General features: G+C 70.7%; 12 protein-coding genes and 1 tRNA gene. 5 read left to right on the forward strand and 8 right to left on the reverse strand.

Annotated features, from left to right (window positions below; all coding sequences use genetic code 11):
* From ACFWGJ_RS30100 to ACFWGJ_RS30110, 3 genes are all read right to left on the reverse strand, one after another.
* Nucleotides 1-563: DUF429 domain-containing protein (locus ACFWGJ_RS30100; protein WP_387330943.1), on the reverse strand; the 563-nt coding region annotated here is incomplete at its 3' end.
* Between the two features lies 1 nt (nucleotide 564).
* The gene (locus ACFWGJ_RS30105; protein ID WP_387330946.1) at nucleotides 565-1,476 is read right to left on the reverse strand and encodes an N-formylglutamate amidohydrolase; all 912 of its coding nucleotides are present in this window, start codon (nucleotides 1,474-1,476) and stop codon (nucleotides 565-567) included.
* Nucleotides 1,477-3,126: a serine/threonine-protein kinase gene (locus tag ACFWGJ_RS30110; protein ID WP_387330949.1), complete on the reverse strand. Its 1,650-nt coding sequence runs from the start codon at nucleotides 3,124-3,126 to the stop codon at nucleotides 1,477-1,479.
* 403 nt (nucleotides 3,127-3,529) lie between these two features.
* On the opposite strand from ACFWGJ_RS30110, the gene ACFWGJ_RS30115 reads away from it, so the two are divergent.
* Nucleotides 3,530-3,664 (forward strand): hypothetical protein, encoded by a 135-nt coding sequence (locus ACFWGJ_RS30115; protein ID WP_263973071.1) that lies wholly within the window; start codon nucleotides 3,530-3,532, stop codon nucleotides 3,662-3,664.
* 73 nt (nucleotides 3,665-3,737) lie between these two features.
* Nucleotides 3,738-5,411, forward strand: a complete 1,674-nt coding sequence (locus tag ACFWGJ_RS30120) for an aKG-HExxH-type peptide beta-hydroxylase (RefSeq protein WP_387330953.1) — start codon at nucleotides 3,738-3,740, stop codon at nucleotides 5,409-5,411.
* 3 nt (nucleotides 5,412-5,414) lie between these two features.
* Here ACFWGJ_RS30120 and ACFWGJ_RS30125 read toward each other — a convergent pair whose 3' ends face one another.
* From ACFWGJ_RS30125 to sucC, 5 genes are all read right to left on the reverse strand, one after another.
* Nucleotides 5,415-6,149: a response regulator gene (locus ACFWGJ_RS30125; RefSeq protein WP_387330956.1), complete on the reverse strand. Its 735-nt coding sequence runs from the start codon at nucleotides 6,147-6,149 to the stop codon at nucleotides 5,415-5,417.
* Between the two features lie 240 nt (nucleotides 6,150-6,389).
* Nucleotides 6,390-6,474: transfer RNA gene (locus ACFWGJ_RS30130), tRNA-Leu, on the reverse strand.
* A gap of 177 nt (nucleotides 6,475-6,651) precedes the next feature.
* On the reverse strand, nucleotides 6,652-8,217 hold the full coding sequence (locus tag ACFWGJ_RS30135) for an aldehyde dehydrogenase family protein (RefSeq protein WP_387330959.1): 1,566 nt from the start codon (nucleotides 8,215-8,217) through the stop codon (nucleotides 6,652-6,654).
* 272 nt (nucleotides 8,218-8,489) lie between these two features.
* Nucleotides 8,490-9,383 (reverse strand): succinate--CoA ligase subunit alpha, encoded by an 894-nt coding sequence (gene sucD / locus ACFWGJ_RS30140; RefSeq protein WP_387330962.1) that lies wholly within the window; start codon nucleotides 9,381-9,383, stop codon nucleotides 8,490-8,492.
* Between the two features lie 11 nt (nucleotides 9,384-9,394).
* Nucleotides 9,395-10,525 (reverse strand): ADP-forming succinate--CoA ligase subunit beta, encoded by a 1,131-nt coding sequence (gene sucC, locus ACFWGJ_RS30145; protein WP_387330965.1) that lies wholly within the window; start codon nucleotides 10,523-10,525, stop codon nucleotides 9,395-9,397.
* A 187-nt stretch (nucleotides 10,526-10,712) separates the two neighbouring features.
* Between sucC and ACFWGJ_RS30150 the strand changes: the two genes are divergently transcribed.
* From ACFWGJ_RS30150 to ACFWGJ_RS30160, 3 genes are read left to right on the forward strand one after another with little or no spacing between them, the layout of a single operon-like run.
* Nucleotides 10,713-12,398: a thiamine pyrophosphate-binding protein gene (locus tag ACFWGJ_RS30150; protein ID WP_387330968.1), complete on the forward strand. Its 1,686-nt coding sequence runs from the start codon at nucleotides 10,713-10,715 to the stop codon at nucleotides 12,396-12,398.
* 1 nt (nucleotide 12,399) lies between these two features.
* Nucleotides 12,400-13,683: a formyl-CoA transferase gene (gene frc / locus ACFWGJ_RS30155; RefSeq protein WP_387330971.1), complete on the forward strand. Its 1,284-nt coding sequence runs from the start codon at nucleotides 12,400-12,402 to the stop codon at nucleotides 13,681-13,683.
* 3 nt (nucleotides 13,684-13,686) lie between these two features.
* Nucleotides 13,687-15,819 carry an acetate--CoA ligase family protein gene (locus tag ACFWGJ_RS30160; protein WP_387330974.1) on the forward strand — a complete coding sequence of 711 codons (2,133 nt, stop codon included), beginning with the start codon at nucleotides 13,687-13,689 and terminating at the stop codon, nucleotides 15,817-15,819.
* Nucleotides 15,820-15,902 lie beyond the last annotated feature (83 nt).

Below are 15,902 nucleotides of genomic sequence, written 5' to 3' on the forward strand. Positions count from 1 at the left end.
CGGCCCGCAACAGGGCCTATCAGCGGGTCGCCGGCCTCCGCCCGTCCCGCCCGCCCGTGGGCCGGGGGTACGCGCGCCGGGCGGCGTTTGTAGGTGGGGCGCTCCAGGTCGTAGCCCAACTCGGCCGCTCCGACGAGCGTGGTGTAGGGGTAGCACTCGGACAGGACGAGGCCGCCGGCCGGCGGGCCCTGCCTGCCGTCGTCGTACGTCCAGCCCTCCTCCCGGAGCCGTTCGAGCAGGAGCACACCGGCCTGGCGGGGAGAGCCCAGGTTGGTGCTGTTGGCGCTCACCTTCCAACGGCCGTAGCGCTGCCCCACCTCCCGTTCGCACGCGCGCTGGCCCGCCGGGTTGTCCACGACCAGCGGCGCGTCGACAAGGACGAGGGTCGATCCGTCGACGGCCGCCGCGGCCAGCCACTCCGCCGTCTCGTCGAGGCCGCGGGTCCAGCCGCAGTCGACGACCGTGCCGGAGCCGTCGATCGCGGCGACACCCGTCTCGTTGGGCCTGCGGGTTCCGCCGTGCGCCCAGGCAAGGTCGATGCCGATGAACCGCTCGATGGCCATCTCAGGCCTCAGGCGTTCCGGTGACCGTCTCGACCAGTTCCGCCAGTGCGGCCGCCACCCGGGCGAGGCCGGGCCCCGCCGGTCCGCCCGGCTCGGTCATGTAGACGTCCCGGCGGATCTCGATCATCAGGGCACCGACCCGCCGGTCGCTGCCGTAGTACTTCAGCGGTACGTACGTTCCGGCGAAGGGGCTGTCGACACCCGTACCGCCGAAGCCGGTGAAGGCCTTCTCGGCGTGCGCGAGGAGACCGGGCGGGGTGTGGAAGGCGTCGGTTCCGAGGCAGACGGGCGGGCGGGGGCCGTCGCCGTGGAGTTCGTACGGCAGCCGGTTCGTGGGATAGGAGTGCACGTCGATGATGACGGCCCGCCCGGCCGCCGCCAGCCGCTGTGTCACGGCGTCGGTCATCGCGGCGGCGTACGGGTGGAAGTAGCGGTCCAACAGCCGTTGTTCCCTCGCGGGGCTCAGGTCGGCGCCCGGGATGCGGTCGGGGTCCGGGAGGCGTTCGGGGTCGGGGAGGCGGTCGGCGCCGGGGAGGCGGTCGGGGTCCGGGAGGCGGTCGGGGGCCGGCCGGAGCGGCTCGCCGTGCGTGGTGCGGGTGTAGACGGCGCCCATGCCCACCGCCCGCATCTCCTCCCGCTCGTCAGGGAAGCGTTCCGGGTCGACGACCAGACGGGACAGCTGGTTGACGAACCGCCAGGGCGCGGCGGCACACCGGGCAGTGGCCTCCGCGGCGATCCCCGCGGTGTGCGAGTCGGTGATGTGGTCCAACTCCCGCTCCAGCGCGGCATCGTCGAGCAGGATGCCGTCGCGTACGTCCGCGGGGATCGTCCGCGAGGAATGCGGTACGTGCAGGACGACCGGTGAGGCGGCGGCGCCGGGCACGAGGCTGTACGGAGGCGAAGTGCCGTTCACCTAGGCGCCCTTGGCGACGGTCACCGTGACCGAGAGGTCGCCCGAGTTGTCGCTGACACAGCCGTTGTCGCCGTCGTTGATGCGCAGTTCGAGCATGCCCCCGGCAGCCGCCTCGAAGGTCCACTGCTTCCCCACGACGTGGCTCTCCTCGCCCTCCCCCGCCTCGGTGAAACGCCCGAGGAGCGTGCCGAAGGGAGCCGAGTCGTTGACCTTGCAGTCCGCCGCGGCGAAGTCGAGCGACTTGTCGGTCTGCGCGTCGTAGCCCTCCGGCCCGGTCAGGGGCATCTCCGGGTCGTCCACGGTCCACTGACCCGAGGTGAAGCGCACGGTGACCGTGTCGCCGGACTGGATGGGCGTGTCGGTGACCCGCTGCCAGCCCTCGGCGGCATGGACGACCGCCTGGTTGACGACGGGTGTCGCCGGCAGGGGCGTACCGGCCGGCAGGGAGATACCGGCTTCGCTTCCCTGGTCCTTGCCGTCCGAGGCGTCGGCCTGGGCGGACCGCTCGAACGGCGGCACCCCGGCGAGGAAGAGGCCGAGACCCGTTCCCGCGAAGACGAGGGCGACCGAGGAGACCACGAGCCCCATGACCCGCCGGTCACGCCGGCTCTCTTCCCTGCGCATCAGCGCGGACGCGGTCGCGGCGTCGTAGCGCGAAGTGGGTGCGGCGGTGGGCGCCGTGTGGTCCGTCCACGGGACGTGCTGACGGGTCCGGGTCTCCGCGTCCGCGAGGGAGACTCCGGCCGGGATCGCGATCCGGACGGTGGCCGACGGCAGCGACCTCGGGTCCGCCGCGAGCCCCTCCGCGGCGTGCCGCAGGGCGGTGGTGGCGTCGGGGATGGAGGGCCGCTCCTCGGGCGCCTTGCGCAGCAGCGCCTCGACGGCCGGGAGCAGCGGGCCCAGCCGCGCGGGCAGGTTGGGCTGTTCGTAGGCGACGGCGTGCAGGGTGGCCGCGTGCGCGGGGCGCCGGAAGGGGGACGCGCCGGTGGCGGCGGTCACGAGAGTCGCGGCCAGCGACCACAGGTCCGAAGCGGGCCCGACCTGACCGCCGTTGACGCGCTCGGGCGCCATGTACTCGACGGAGCCCGCGAATTCACCCGAGTTCGTGAGCGCATCGCCGTCGTCGACGACGGCGATGCCGAAGTCCGTGAGAACCGCGCTGCCGTCACGGCGCAGCAGGACGTTGGCCGGTTTGACGTCCCGGTGCAGGGCTCCGGCGGCGTGCACCGCGTCGAGCGCGCCGAGCAGCTGGGCACCCAGTTCGGCGACTTTCGTGGGCTCCAACGGGCCGTTGCGAGCGATGAGTTGAGCGAGCGAGGGGCCGTCGATGAGCTCCATGACGATCCACAGCCGGTCCTCGTACTCGACGAGGTCGTGGACGCCGACCACATGCGGGTGCGGCACCCTGGCCACCACCCGCGCCTCTCGTACGGCGCGGCGCAGCCATACGCGGCGGTCCTCGTCGCCCTGGGTGAAGACGTGCAGTTCCTTGGCAGCGACATCCCGCGCCAGCAGTTGGTCGTGGGCCCGCCAGACGGTGCCCATCCCGCCCCTGCCGAGCTGGTCGGTCAGCCGGTACCGACCCGCGATCAGACGCCCGGCACCCCGTGCCGCGTGCGCCGCACCCTGCTGATCATCACTGCCGGACAACACGCCCGCCTCACGCCCCTCCCGATGGCTTCCTCGCCACCGGCCCCATGTATCACTCGAACACCGGCGAGCATAGCGTTGGGAACTGACGTCGGAACTACGGCTGAGGGAAGTGAGCCACAGGTCTGCCGGACCGCAACCGGAACGCGTCGCGGGGCGGAACCACAAGGCCACTGGGCGTGCCGCACCCGCCACCATGCGGTGCTGGGAACAGGGCGCGACATGGGTCCCATCAGCCCTCTTTTACCGCTATCCGCGACACAGGTGCGGGACAGGCGCGGGACAGGTTCCGGGACAACGCTCCTCTCGGTGTGGGACGTGCGGTAGCGGAAGATGATGTTCCTGGTGGGGTGATCCCTCGCCGGGAACATTCCGTCCGCACACGACCGAAGGGACTGAAGACATGCTGGTGGACCTCATCGAGACCCCCGAGCTGGCTCCGCAGACGTACCTCGACGACGAGTCGCCGCTGGTGGCCGTCGACGCACCGGAGGAGCGCGCCTGGCTCCCGTCGTACCAGGCGGTCCGCGCCGCCTGACGTTCGACGCGTTCGGCCGGCACCGAAGCCGTGGATCGCGGATCCGTGGATCCACGGATCCGTTGAGGGTTCGGTGCCGGTCGTCCCAGGTGTCACGTCCGTCATCTCGCCCGCGCCCCCGAAGGACGGTCCGTCGTTGTCCTCCTCGCTCTCCGCCGCGCAGTCGGCCTCACCTTCCACCGGCCGGCCGGACGCGCCGCCCCCCACCGGACCGGTCGCCGACCGGGTGGCGCAGGCCGACACCCTGCTCTGTGCCGATCGGCAGTTCGGCGACTCCCCCGCCATCGGCGAGCGCAACCTCGCCCGGTTCCGGCTGGGCCTCACCATGCTGGCGCGGCATGACGACGAGGCCGCGGACGTGCTGCGGGAGACGGCCGCCGCGCCCGACGAACGTCTGCGCCCCCTGCTGTACGACCCGGTGCTGCGCAACTGCTTCGAGGTCGACCTCGCCCTGCTGGACGGCGGCCGGTTCGAACACAGTTCGTTCGGCGCGTACGTACGCGGTCACCTGACCGCAGGTCCGGCGGCGGACGCACCGGTGGCCGACGCGGCTCCCTCCGCAGGGCCCTCCGAAGCCCTCATGCGTCCGCACCGGCCCGCCTGGCCCGGTCTCGGGGACGCCTGGGTGCTGGCCGAACCCGCACCGCGGGAGGACGCGCAGAAGGCGCTGGCCGAGCGCCTCATGGAGTTGTACCGGGACGCGCTCGGCGACGGCCGGGCGGCGGGCCCCGTCGATCCGACGGACGAGACCCTCGCCGGCCTGCGCGACGGCGCGGAACTCCTCGCCACGCTGCTGCCAGCGGCCGGAGCCGGCGTGCTCGGACACGTCAGCGTGGTCGGCTTCACCAGCCGGGAGAGCGAAGAGGGTCCCCTGCAGTCCATGTCGGGCGGCGATCCACTCCCCTCGACCGTGCTGCTCGCGCCCGAACGCTGCACGTCCCCGTGGCTCGCGGCCGAGAGCCTGCTGCACGAGGGCGCCCATCTCAAGCTCTTCGACGCGCTCCGGACGGGTTCCGTGGTCAGGAACGCCACCGAGCAGGTCCCCATCCCGTGGCGGATCGGCTCCTGGACGGTCATCCGGGTGTTCGTCGCCCTGCACTTCTACGTGCACCTGCTGGTCTTCCGGGCCGCGGCCGACTCGGCGGGTGAAGCGGTCCGTGAGCGGTTCGGTCCGCCCCCGCCCGCCGAGGACCTCGACGAGCCGAGCCCGGGTACCCCCGCCGCCCTGAACGGCACGTACCGCACCAGTGCGGAAAGGGCCCGCCACCTCGCCGAGTGCGTACTGTCGCTGCCGGACGAGGCACTCACGGAACACGGGCACCGGTTCGCCCGCTGGCTTCTCACCGCGCTGCGGCTGGTGGACGAGGACGCGCCGAGGCCTCGTGAGCGGGCGGCGGCTACGCGGCCCGCCGAACCGGGGCCTGCCGAATTGGGGCCCGCCGAACCGGGGTCTGCCGCGCAGAGCGGTGCCACAGGTGCCCTCCAGCGCGTCGCTCCGGTGGACGCGTGCGCGCTGCCCGGCCTCGGGCAACTCGTCGTCAGCCCCGCGCGGTCGGCCCGGATGCACTGGCTGAACGCGCGTTCCTGGACCGTCTACTCTTTGTGCGACGGGCGTGACCTCGGCTCGCTGCACACGGCCTACGCGCGGGCGGCGGGTCTCACGCCCGGCTCGGCGGAGGTCGGCCGGCAGGTCGGCGACAGCCTGCGCCTGCTGGTGGCCTCCGGTCTGGTCACCCAGGACGGGTGACGCTCAGCGTTCGGTTACCGGCCCGGTGGAACCGCCGGTGGAACCCCCGGTGGCACCCGGGTCCGGATAGGTCGCCTCCAAGCCGGTCAGCCGGGCGGACACGATCGCCTCCAGCCGGTTCGACACGTTGATCTTCGGCAGGATGGCGGAGACGTAGTTGCGTACGGTCTTCTCCGATATGAACAGCTCCTGGGCTATCCGGCGGTTCCCGTGGCCGAGGGAGACCAGTCGCAGCACTTCCCGTTCCCGGTTCGTCAGCGCCGGGAACGGGAGCGGCTCGTCGGCCTCCGCCAGGCGCCGCAGCAGGGCGAAGAGTTCACTGCCGGGCCGGGGTCCCAGTGTCACGTACCCGCGTCGCACGGCTCGTACGGTACGCAGCAGGTCCGCCGTTTCCGTGTTCTTGAGCAGATAGCCCGTGGCCCCCGCCATCAGCGCGGTCAGCAGCAGCTTGTCGTCGTCGTGGTCCGGGGAGACCATCGCCACCAGCCGCGGGGGCGGACCCTGTCGGCGAAGCTGCTGAAGCAGCCCGATTCCGGCGTGGGCCGGCAGGTCGAGATCGACGAGGACCACGTCGGGCTTCGCCTCCCGGACCGCTTGGACGCCGACGTGCGGATCGTGGGTCCCCGCGACAACGCCGATCCCGCCGTCCTCAAGCGCGGAACGCAAGCCGCTCAGGACCAGGGGAATGCTCTCTATCAACACCACAGACGTATCGGCGTCGTGGACCTCTTCGGCCATTCTCGATCTTCCTCACACCCGGACTGGCGCGAGGCGTTACGGAGCGCTACCTCACGCCGTCATGATCAGCGTCCGGTTGCAGCGTAGAACTCCTGCAGCACGACGGGCTGTTGCGCCGCGACGGCAGCTGCGAGGACTCCGGGAAATCACCGGGTCCGGCCGGTGGGGCGGGGGGGGCGACATACGAAAAGGGCCACGACCCTCAGGTCGTAGCCCTCATGCGTGTACCGCTGTAGTGAGTGTCCGAGGGGGGACTTGAACCCCCACGCCCGATAAAGGGCACTAGCACCTCAAGCTAGCGCGTCTGCCATTCCGCCACCCGGACCAGGTGTCTGCCGCCTGGACGGGGGTGTTCCCCGCGGCGACATGGACAACAATACCAAGCTTTCGGAGTGGCTTTCACCTGCGTTTCCGCGCCCCGGCGGGGTGCCGCTCGGGGCGCGGACGACGTTCCGCGATCTCACTCTCGGTGACCGAAAAGCTACGGGTCAGGCGGAGGGAGTCATGGCATCAGGTGGTACTCCGGGAAGTTCCCCGGCAGCCGCTCCCCCGGCGGCCCGTGCGTGACCGCGCGCACGAGCAGTTCGCCGCCCACGAACGCGCCGCGCCAGGACGCGCCGAAGCCGCCGAACAGCTCGTCGCGGTCGCCCCGGGAGCGGGGCTTGCCGTGTCCGACCTTGAAGGCGCGGATCTGCGGGGCCAGCCGCTGGTACGTGGCCTCGTCGTCGGTGGACAGGGTCGCGACCAGCGCGCCGTTCGACGCGTTCATCGCGGCCAGCAGTTCCGCCTCCGTGTCGACCAGGACGATCGTGTCGACCGGGCCGAAGGGTTCCGCGTGGTGGAGCGGGGAGGAAGGGGGCGGGTTCAGGATCGTGACCGGCTGGACGTACGCCGAGGTGTCCTGGCCGGGCAGGAAGCGGGCGTCGGCGAGCTTGCCGCGGTGCAGGGGGACGGCGCCGCGGTCGATGGCCTCGGCGACCTGGTCGTGCAGTTCCTTCGCCTTGGCCGCGTTGATCACCGGCCCGAAGTCCAGCTGCGGGTACGGGTCGTCGGGGTGCTCGACGGCCAGGGGGTGGCCGACGCGGAGGGTGTCGACCGCCGGCAGGTACGCCGCGAGGAACTCGTCGAACAGCTCACGCTGGACGACGAAGCGCGGATAGGCCGTGCAGCGCTGCTTGCCGTAGTCGAAGAGCTTCGGGATTACGGCCGTCAGCGCGTCCCAGTCGGTGTGGTTCCAGATGCCCCAGGTGTTCAGCCCTTCCTGTTCGAGTACGTGTCGTTTGCCGAGGTCGGCGACGGCCGTGGCCACCGCGGCGCCCGTGTCCCGGCCGCCGACGAAGGAGACGCAGCCGATCTCGGGCGCGCGCACGAGCGCCTGGGACAGTTCGCCTCCGCTGCCGCTGACGAGGGTGACGGGTATCCCCTCGCGGGCGGCGAGCGCGCAGGCCAGGGTGAGGCATGCGACGCCGCCGTCGGTCGGGGTCTTGGCGATGACCGCGTTGCCTGCCAGTGCCTGTACCAGCATTGCGTGAACGAGCACGCTCATCGGGTAGTTCCAGCTCGCGATGTTGGACACGGGTCCGTCCAGCGGGGTCCGGTCCGCCAGCATGGGCTCGATTCCGTCGACGTACCAGCGCACGCCGTCGATGGCGCGGTCGACGTCGGCCTGCGCGAGCCGCCAGGGCTTGCCGATCTCCCAGACGAGGAGGAGGGCGAGCAGTTCCCGGTGCTGGGTGAGGGCGTCGAGGGTGGCGGCGACGCGGGCCCGGCGTTCTTCGAGGGGTACGTGGCGCCAGGCGCGGTGGTGGTCGAGGGCGGCGCGGACGGCCTGGTGGGCCGTGGCGCCGTCCAGTCGCGGCGGTCCGGCGATGGGGCTGCCGTCGACGGGGCTGGTGGCGGGCAGTGCCCGGCCGTCCGCCTGCCAGGCGGCGCCCCAGAGGTTGCGGACGCGGTCGTCCTGGAAGGCCTCGGGCGCCACGGCGAGACAGCGCTGCCAGGCGTCGGCCCAGGAGGTGTGGGATTTGAGGGTGAGGGTCGGTGTGGCTGTGGGTGTGAGGGTGGGTGCCATTCGGTTGCTCCGCTCTCGGTGCACAGTCGGGGGCGGTCGTTCATGGCTGGTCCATGGCTGATCCATGGCTGGTCCCGCGTGCGCGGGCTCCGGCGGTGCGGGCCCGGCACGGGGACGGCGTGCGTCGTTCGTCGATCGTCATGCGTCGTTCGCTGATCGCCTTGCATCGTTCTGATCGCCGCGCGTGACGCGTCGCGCGGGAACTTCCTACCGGTGACGCTAGCGACGCGTCGTGGCGTCCGTAAGTGACGTCAGGTCAACTATGAGTGACATCACGTTCCGCTTCGAGATGCTTCAAGGCGGGCCAGCACCAGCCGGGCCGTCTCGGTCGGGGTGTCGCCCACCTGGACGCCGGCCGCCTCCAGGGCTTCCTTCTTCGCCCGGGCCGTACCGGAGGAGCCGGACACGATGGCGCCCGCGTGGCCCATCGTCTTGCCCTCGGGGGCGGTGAAGCCGGCGATGTAGCCGATGACGGGTTTGGTGACGTGGTCGCGGATGTACGCGGCCGCGCGTTCCTCGGCGTCGCCGCCGATCTCCCCGATGAGGACGATGAGTTCGGTGTCGGGGTCGTCCTGGAAGGCGCCGAGGCAGTCGATGTGGGTGGTACCGACGACGGGGTCGCCGCCGATGCCGACACAGGTGGAGAAGCCGATGTCCCGCAGCTCGTACATGAGTTGATAGGTGAGCGTGCCGGACTTGGAGACCAGGCCGATACGGCCGGGCTTGGTGATGTCGGCGGGGATGATGCCCGCGTTGGCCTGGCCGGGGGTGATCAGGCCGGGGCAGTTGGGGCCGACGATCCGCGTGCCCCTGCCCTTCGCGTACGCCGTGAAGGCGACCGAGTCGTGGACCGGGATGCCCTCCGTGATGACGACGGCGAGGCCGATGCCGGCGTCGGCCGCCTCGACGACCGCCGCTTTGGCGAAGGCCGGCGGGACGAAGACGACGCTGACGTCGGCGCCGGTCGCCTCGATGCCTTCGCGTACGGAGCCGAAGACGGGGACGGCGCGGTCGTCGAAGTCGACGCTCTGCCCGGCCTTGCGCGGGTTGACGCCGCCGACGACGTCGGTGCCCGCGGCGAGCATGCGGCGGGTGTGCTTCATGCCCTCGCCGCCGGTCATTCCCTGGACGAGGACCTTGCTCTCTTTGGTGAGGTAGATGGCCATGTCCCGCTCCTTCAGGCTGCGTTCGCGAGTTGGGCGGCGCGGCGCGCGGCGCCGTCCATGGTGGTGGCCTGCTGGACCAGGGGGTGCGCGCGGTCGTCGAGGATCGCGCGGCCCCGTACGGCGTTGTTGCCGTCGAGGCGGACGACCAGCGGCTTGGTCAACTGGACGGTGTCCAGGGCCTGCACGATCCCGTCGGCGACCGCGTCGCAGGCGGTGATGCCGCCGAAGACGTTGACGAAGACGGACTTGACGGCCGGGTCGGAGAGGATGACGGAGAGGCCGTCGGCCATGATCTGGGCGGAGGCGCCGCCGCCGATGTCGAGGAAGTTGGCGGGGCGCGCGCCGCAGCCGGCGACCACGTCGAGGGTCGACATGACGAGACCGGCGCCGTTGCCGATGATGCCGACCTCGCCGTCCAGCTTCACGTAGTTGAGGCCCTTGGCCGCGGCGGCGGCCTCCAGCGGGTCGTCGTGGGCCGATTCCTGGTCGCCCCAGCGTGCCTGCCGGAAGCGGGCGTTGTCGTCGAGGGTGACCTTGCCGTCGAGGGCGAGGATCTGCCCCTGTGCCGTACGGACGAGGGGGTTGACCTCGACGAGGACGGCGTCCTCGCGGACGAGGACGTCCCAGAGCCTGACCAGGACGTCGACGGTCTGCGGGGGCAGCCCCGCGGCCTCGGCGATCTCGGCGGCCCTGGCCGAGGTGACGCCCTCGGCCGGGTCGAGGTGGATCCGCGCCACGGCGTCGGGGCGGGTGGCGGCGATCTCCTCGATGTCCATGCCGCCCTCGGCCGAGGCGATCGCGAGGAACCGGCCGGCCGCACGGTCGAGTACGTAACTGACGTAGAACTCGGCGTCGATGTCGACCGGTTGGGCCAGCATCACCTTGCCGACCGTGTGGCCCTTGATGTCCATGCCGAGGATCTGGCGTGCCGTCAGTTCGGTGGCGGCCGGGTCGGCGGCCAGTTTCACACCGCCCGCCTTGCCCCGTCCACCGGTCTTCACCTGTGCCTTGACGACGACGCGGCCGCCGAGCCTGCGGGCGATCTCGCGTGCCTCCTTGGGCGAGTCGGTGACCTCTGCCCTCGGCACCAAGATGCCGTGTTCTTCGAAGAGTTCCCTTGCCTGGTGCTCGAACAGGTCCATCTCGGCTCCCTCTGAAAAGTGCCGCACGCCCCCTGGACACCACCCACCGGATGCGGGATAACAAGCTTCATACAGTATTCGTCGACTGTATGCAATGTACCGCGACGGCATCCACGAACAGTGCGCGCACCCCGTATGAGCTGCGTTTCCGCGCGCCCAATCCCCTACGAAGGGACAGGACTTCGCCATGCCCGACGACAACAGCCAGAACCTCATCTCCGGTGGGCACCTGGTCGCCAAGGCACTCAAAGCGGAGGGTGTGGAGGTCATCTACACCCTCTGCGGCGGCCACATCATCGACATCTACGACGGCTGCGTCGACGAAGGCATCGAGGTTGTCGACGTACGCCACGAGCAGGTCGCCGCCCACGCCGCCGACGGTTACGCACGCATCACCGGCAAGCCCGGCTGCGCCGTCGTCACCGCCGGCCCGGGCACGACCGACGCCGTGACGGGTGTCGCCAACGCCTTCCGCGCGGAGTCCCCCATGCTGCTGATCGGCGGCCAGGGGGCCCACACCCAGCACAAGATGGGGTCCCTGCAGGACCTGCCGCACGTCGACATGATGACGCCGATCACCAAGTTCGCCGCGACCGTACCGGACACCGCGCGGGCCGCCGACATGGTGTCCATGGCGTTCCGCGAGTGCTACCACGGGGCGCCAGGACCCTCCTTCCTGGAGATCCCGCGCGATGTGCTGGACGCCAAGGTGCCGGTGGACAAGGCCCGGGTGCCCGCCGCCGGGCAGTACCGGGCCTCGACCCGCTCGGCCGGTGACCCCGAGGCCGTCGAGAAGCTCGCCGACCTCCTCGTGCACGCCGAGAAGCCGGCGATCCTGCTGGGCAGCCAGGTGTGGACGACCCGGGGCACCGCGTCCGCCATCGACCTCGTACGCACCCTCAACATCCCCGCCTACATGAACGGCGCCGGACGCGGCACGCTGCCGCCCGGCGATCCGCACCACTTCCAGCTCTCCCGCCGGTACGCCTTCTCCAACGCCGACGTCATCGTCATCGTCGGTACACCCTTCGACTTCCGCATGGGCTACGGCAAGCGGCTGTCGCCGGAGGCGACCGTCGTGCAGATCGACCTCGACTACCGGACCGTCGGCAAGAACCGGGACATCGACCTCGGCATCGTCGGGGACCCCGGGCTCGTCCTGAAGTCGGTCGCGGAAGCCGCCTCCGGACGCCTGAACGGGGGCGCGTCCAAGCGCAAGGAGTGGCTCGACGAGCTGCGCGCCGCCGAGCAGACCGCCATCGAGAAGCGGCTGCCCAGCCTGAAGTCCGACGCCTCGCCGATCCACCCGTACCGGCTGGTCAGCGAGATCAACGACTTCCTGACCGAGGACTCCATCTACATCGGGGACGGCGGCGACATCGTCACCTTCTCCGGGCAGGTCGTGCAGCCCAAGTCACCCGGGCACTGGATGGACCCGGGCCCGCTCGGCACGCTCGGCGTCGGGATCCCGTTCGTGCTGGCCGCCAAGAAGGCGCGGCCCGACAAGGAGGTCGTCGCCCTCTTCGGGGACGGCGCGTTCTCCCTCACCGGCTGGGACTTCGAGACCCTCGTCCGCTACGACCTCCCCTTCGTCGGCATCGTCGGCAACAACTCCTCCATGAACCAGATCCGCTACGGCCAGGCCGCCAAGTACGGCCTGGAGCGCGAGCGCGTCGGCAACACCCTCGGCGACGTCCACTACGACAAGTTCGCGCAGATGCTGGGCGGTTACGGCGAGGAGGTCCGCGACCCCGCCGACATCGGGCCCGCCCTGCAGCGCGCCCGTGAGTCGGGCAAGCCGTCGCTCATCAACGTCTGGGTCGACCCGGACGCGTACGCCCCCGGAACCATGAACCAGACGATGTACAAGTGAGGTGGAACCGTTGACCACAACGACAGCGACGATCCCCACGGCGGCGACGCCGGCCTCGGCCAAGGCCCTCGAAGGTGTCCGCGTCCTCGACATGACGCACGTCCAGTCCGGTCCCTCCGCCACCCAGCTGCTCGCCTGGCTCGGCGCGGACGTCGTCAAACTGGAGGCGCCGAGCGGGGACATCACGCGCAAGCAGCTGCGCGATCTCCCGGACGTCGACTCCCTCTACTTCACGATGCTCAACTGCAACAAGCGGAGCATCACCCTCAACACCAAGACCGAGCGCGGCAAGGAGATCCTCACCGAGCTGATCCGGCGCTCGGACGTCATGGTCGAGAACTTCGGGCCGGGCGCGGTCGACCGCATGGGCTTCACCTGGGACCGCATCCAGGAGATCAATCCGCGGATCGTCTATGCCTCCATCAAGGGGTTCGGGGACGGCCCGTACACCAACTTCAAGGCGTACGAGGTCGTCGCTCAGGCCATGGGCGGGTCGATGTCGACCACCGGTTTCGAGGACGGGCCGCCGCTGGCGACGGGAGCCCAGATCGGTGACTCGGGCACGGGCATCCACGCGGTGGCCGCGATCCTCGCCGCCCTGTTCCAGCGGGAGAACACGGGGCGCGGGCAGCGGGTGAACGTGGCGATGCAGCACGCGGTGCTGAATCTGTGCCGGGTGAAACTGCGGGACCAGCAGCGCCTCGGGCATGGGCCGCTGGCTGAATATCCCAACGACGACTTCGGCGACGAAGTTCCCAGGTCCGGAAACGCGTCCGGCGGCGGCCAGCCCGGCTGGGCCGTCAAGTGCGCGCCGGGCGGCCCCAACGACTACGTGTACGTCATCGTGCAGCCCGTCGGCTGGAAGCCGCTCTCCGAGCTGATCGGGCGGCCCGAGCTGGCGGAGGACCCCGAGTGGGCGACCCCCGAGGCCCGCCTGCCGCAGCTCACCAAGATGTTCCAGCTGATCGAGGAGTGGTCCTCCACGCTCCCCAAGTGGCAGGTGCTGGAGAAGCTCAACGCCCACAACATCCCGTGCGGCCCGATCCTCTCCACCAAGGAGATCATCGAGGACGAGTCGCTGGTCGCCAACGAGATGGTCGTGACGGTGCCGCACCCCGAGCGGGGCGACTTCGTGACCGTGGGCAGCCCCTTGAAGCTCTCCGACTCCCCCGTGGACGTGACCAGTTCGCCGCTGCTCGGCGAGCACAACGAAGAGGTGTACGTCGGCGAGCTCGGTCTCGGCGACGAGGAGCTGCGCCTGCTCAAGTCGAACGGAGTGATCTGATTGATGGCCGAAGACCGGGTGCTGAGGGTACGCAGGCTCCTCGACGCCGTGCGGGCCTCAGGACGGACGGCGCTGACCGCACCCGAGGGCAAGGTGGTCGCCGACGCGTACGGGATCGCCGTTCCGGGTGAGGAGCTGGCGACCGACGTCGACGAGGCGGTCGCCTACGCGGCGCGCTTCGGCGGTCCCGTCGTGATGAAGATCGTCTCTCCGGACATCCTCCACAAGACCGACGCGGGCGGCGTGATCGTCGGCGTGGAGGGCGCGGCGGACGTACGCGCCGCCTTCCACAAGATCGTCGAGAGCGCCCGGGCGTACGACGCCCAGGCCCGCATCGAGGGCGTGCAGGTGCAGGAACTGCTGCCCCAGGGGCAGGAGGTGATCGTCGGCGCGGTGACCGATCCGACGTTCGGCAAGGTCGTGGCGTTCGGGCTCGGCGGTGTACTGGTCGAGGTCCTGAAGGACGTCACGTTCCGGCTGGCGCCCGTCGATCCGGACGAGGCGCTGTCGATGCTGGACTCGATCCGGGCCGCGGAGATCCTGCGCGGGGTACGGGGCGCGCCGGCGGTGGACCGGTGGGCGGTCGCCGAGCAGATCCGCCGGGTCTCCGAACTGGTCTCGGACTTCCCCGAGATCGCCGAGGTGGACCTGAATCCGGTGATCGCCACCCCGGAGGGCGCGATGGCCGCGGACATCCGGGTCATCCTCGCCGAGTCGGTGCCCAAGCCCCGCCGCACGTACGGCCGCGACGAGATCCTCACCTCGATGCGCCGGCTGATGCAGCCGTCGTCGGTGGCCGTGATCGGCGCCTCCAACGAACAGGGCAAGATCGGCAATTCGGTCATGCGCAACCTCATCGACGGCGGTTTCTCCGGGGAGATCCATCCGGTGAACCCCCGGGCCGATGACATTCTCGGCCGCAAGGCGTACAAGAGTGTCACCGACGTTCCCGGTGAGGTGGATGTGGCGGTCTTCGCCATCCCGGCCAAGTTCGTGGCCTCGGCCCTGGAGGAGGTGGGACGCAAGGGGATCCCCAACGCCGTACTGATCCCCTCCGGGTTCGCGGAGACCGGCGAGCAGGGACTCCAGGACGAGATCGTGGCCATCGGCGAGCGGTACGGCGTGCGGCTGCTCGGGCCGAACATCTACGGCTACTACTCGACGTGGCAGGACCTGTGCGCCACGTTCTGCACGCCGTACGACGTGAAGGGCGGTGTCGCGCTCACCTCGCAGTCCGGTGGCATAGGGATGGCCATTCTGGGCTTCGCGCGCACCACGAAGACGGGTGTTTCCGCGATCGTGGGGCTCGGCAACAAGTCGGACCTGGACGAGGACGACCTGCTGACCTGGTTCGGCGAGGACCCCAACACCCAGTGCATCGCGATGCATCTGGAGGACCTCAAGGACGGGCGGGCCTTCGTGGAGGCCGCGCGGGCGACCGTCCCCAAGAAGCCGGTGGTCGTCCTGAAGGCGGGCCGTACGGCGGCCGGGGCGAAGGCCGCGGGCTCGCACACGGGCGCCCTCGCCGGCGACGACGCCGTGTACGAGGACATCCTGAAGCAGGCCGGTGTCATCAGGGCGCCCGGCCTGAACGAAATGCTGGAGTACGCGCGCGCGTTGCCGGTGCTGCCGACCCCTCAGGGCGACAACATCGTGATCATCACGGGCGCCGGCGGCAGTGGCGTACTGCTGTCCGACGCGGTGACCGACAACGGCCTGACCCTCATGGAGATCCCGCCGGACCTGGACGCGTCCTTCCGGAAGTTCATCCCGCCCTTCGGAGCCGCGGGCAACCCGGTGGACATCACGGGCGGCGAGCCCCCGTCGACGTACGAGGCGACGATCAGGCTCGGTCTGGAGGACCCGCGGATCCACTCGCTGGTCCTCGGCTACTGGCACACCATCGTGACCCCTCCCATGGTCTTCGCCGAGCTCACCGCGCGCGTGGTGGCCGAATTCAGGGAGCGCGGGATCGAGAAGCCCGTCGTGGCGTCGCTCGCGGGCGACGTCGAGGTCGAGGAGGCCTGCCAGTACCTCTACGAGCACGGGGTCGTGGCCTACCCGTACACGACCGAGAGGCCGGTGGCGGTGCTCGGGGCGAAGTACCGCTGGGCGCGGGCCGCGGGGCTGTTGTGAAGCGGCGGCGGGCGGCGACCCGGCCGGCGGGGCTGTTGAGGGGGCGGTTCATGACCTGAACCGGCGAAGGGGCGGGCCGACGG

The sequence above is a fragment of the Streptomyces sp. NPDC060205 genome (genome assembly GCF_042728395.1).
Taxonomy (GTDB): domain Bacteria; phylum Actinomycetota; class Actinomycetes; order Streptomycetales; family Streptomycetaceae; genus Streptomyces.

Bases quoted from the DNA above. Each gene is read 5' to 3' on its own strand.
- ACFWGJ_RS30160 (WP_387330974.1), top strand. From the start codon at position 13,687: ATGGCCGAAGACCGGGTGCTGAGGGTACGCAGGCTCCTCGACGCCGTG.
- sucD (WP_387330962.1), bottom strand. From the start codon at position 9,383: ATGGCCATCTACCTCACCAAAGAGAGCAAGGTCCTCGTCCAGGGAATG.
- ACFWGJ_RS30135 (WP_387330959.1), bottom strand. From the start codon at position 8,217: ATGGCACCCACCCTCACACCCACAGCCACACCGACCCTCACCCTCAAA.
- sucC (WP_387330965.1), bottom strand. From the start codon at position 10,525: ATGGACCTGTTCGAGCACCAGGCAAGGGAACTCTTCGAAGAACACGGC.
- ACFWGJ_RS30115 (WP_263973071.1), top strand. From the start codon at position 3,530: ATGCTGGTGGACCTCATCGAGACCCCCGAGCTGGCTCCGCAGACGTAC.
- ACFWGJ_RS30125 (WP_387330956.1), bottom strand. From the start codon at position 6,149: ATGGCCGAAGAGGTCCACGACGCCGATACGTCTGTGGTGTTGATAGAG.
- ACFWGJ_RS30150 (WP_387330968.1), top strand. From the start codon at position 10,713: ATGCCCGACGACAACAGCCAGAACCTCATCTCCGGTGGGCACCTGGTC.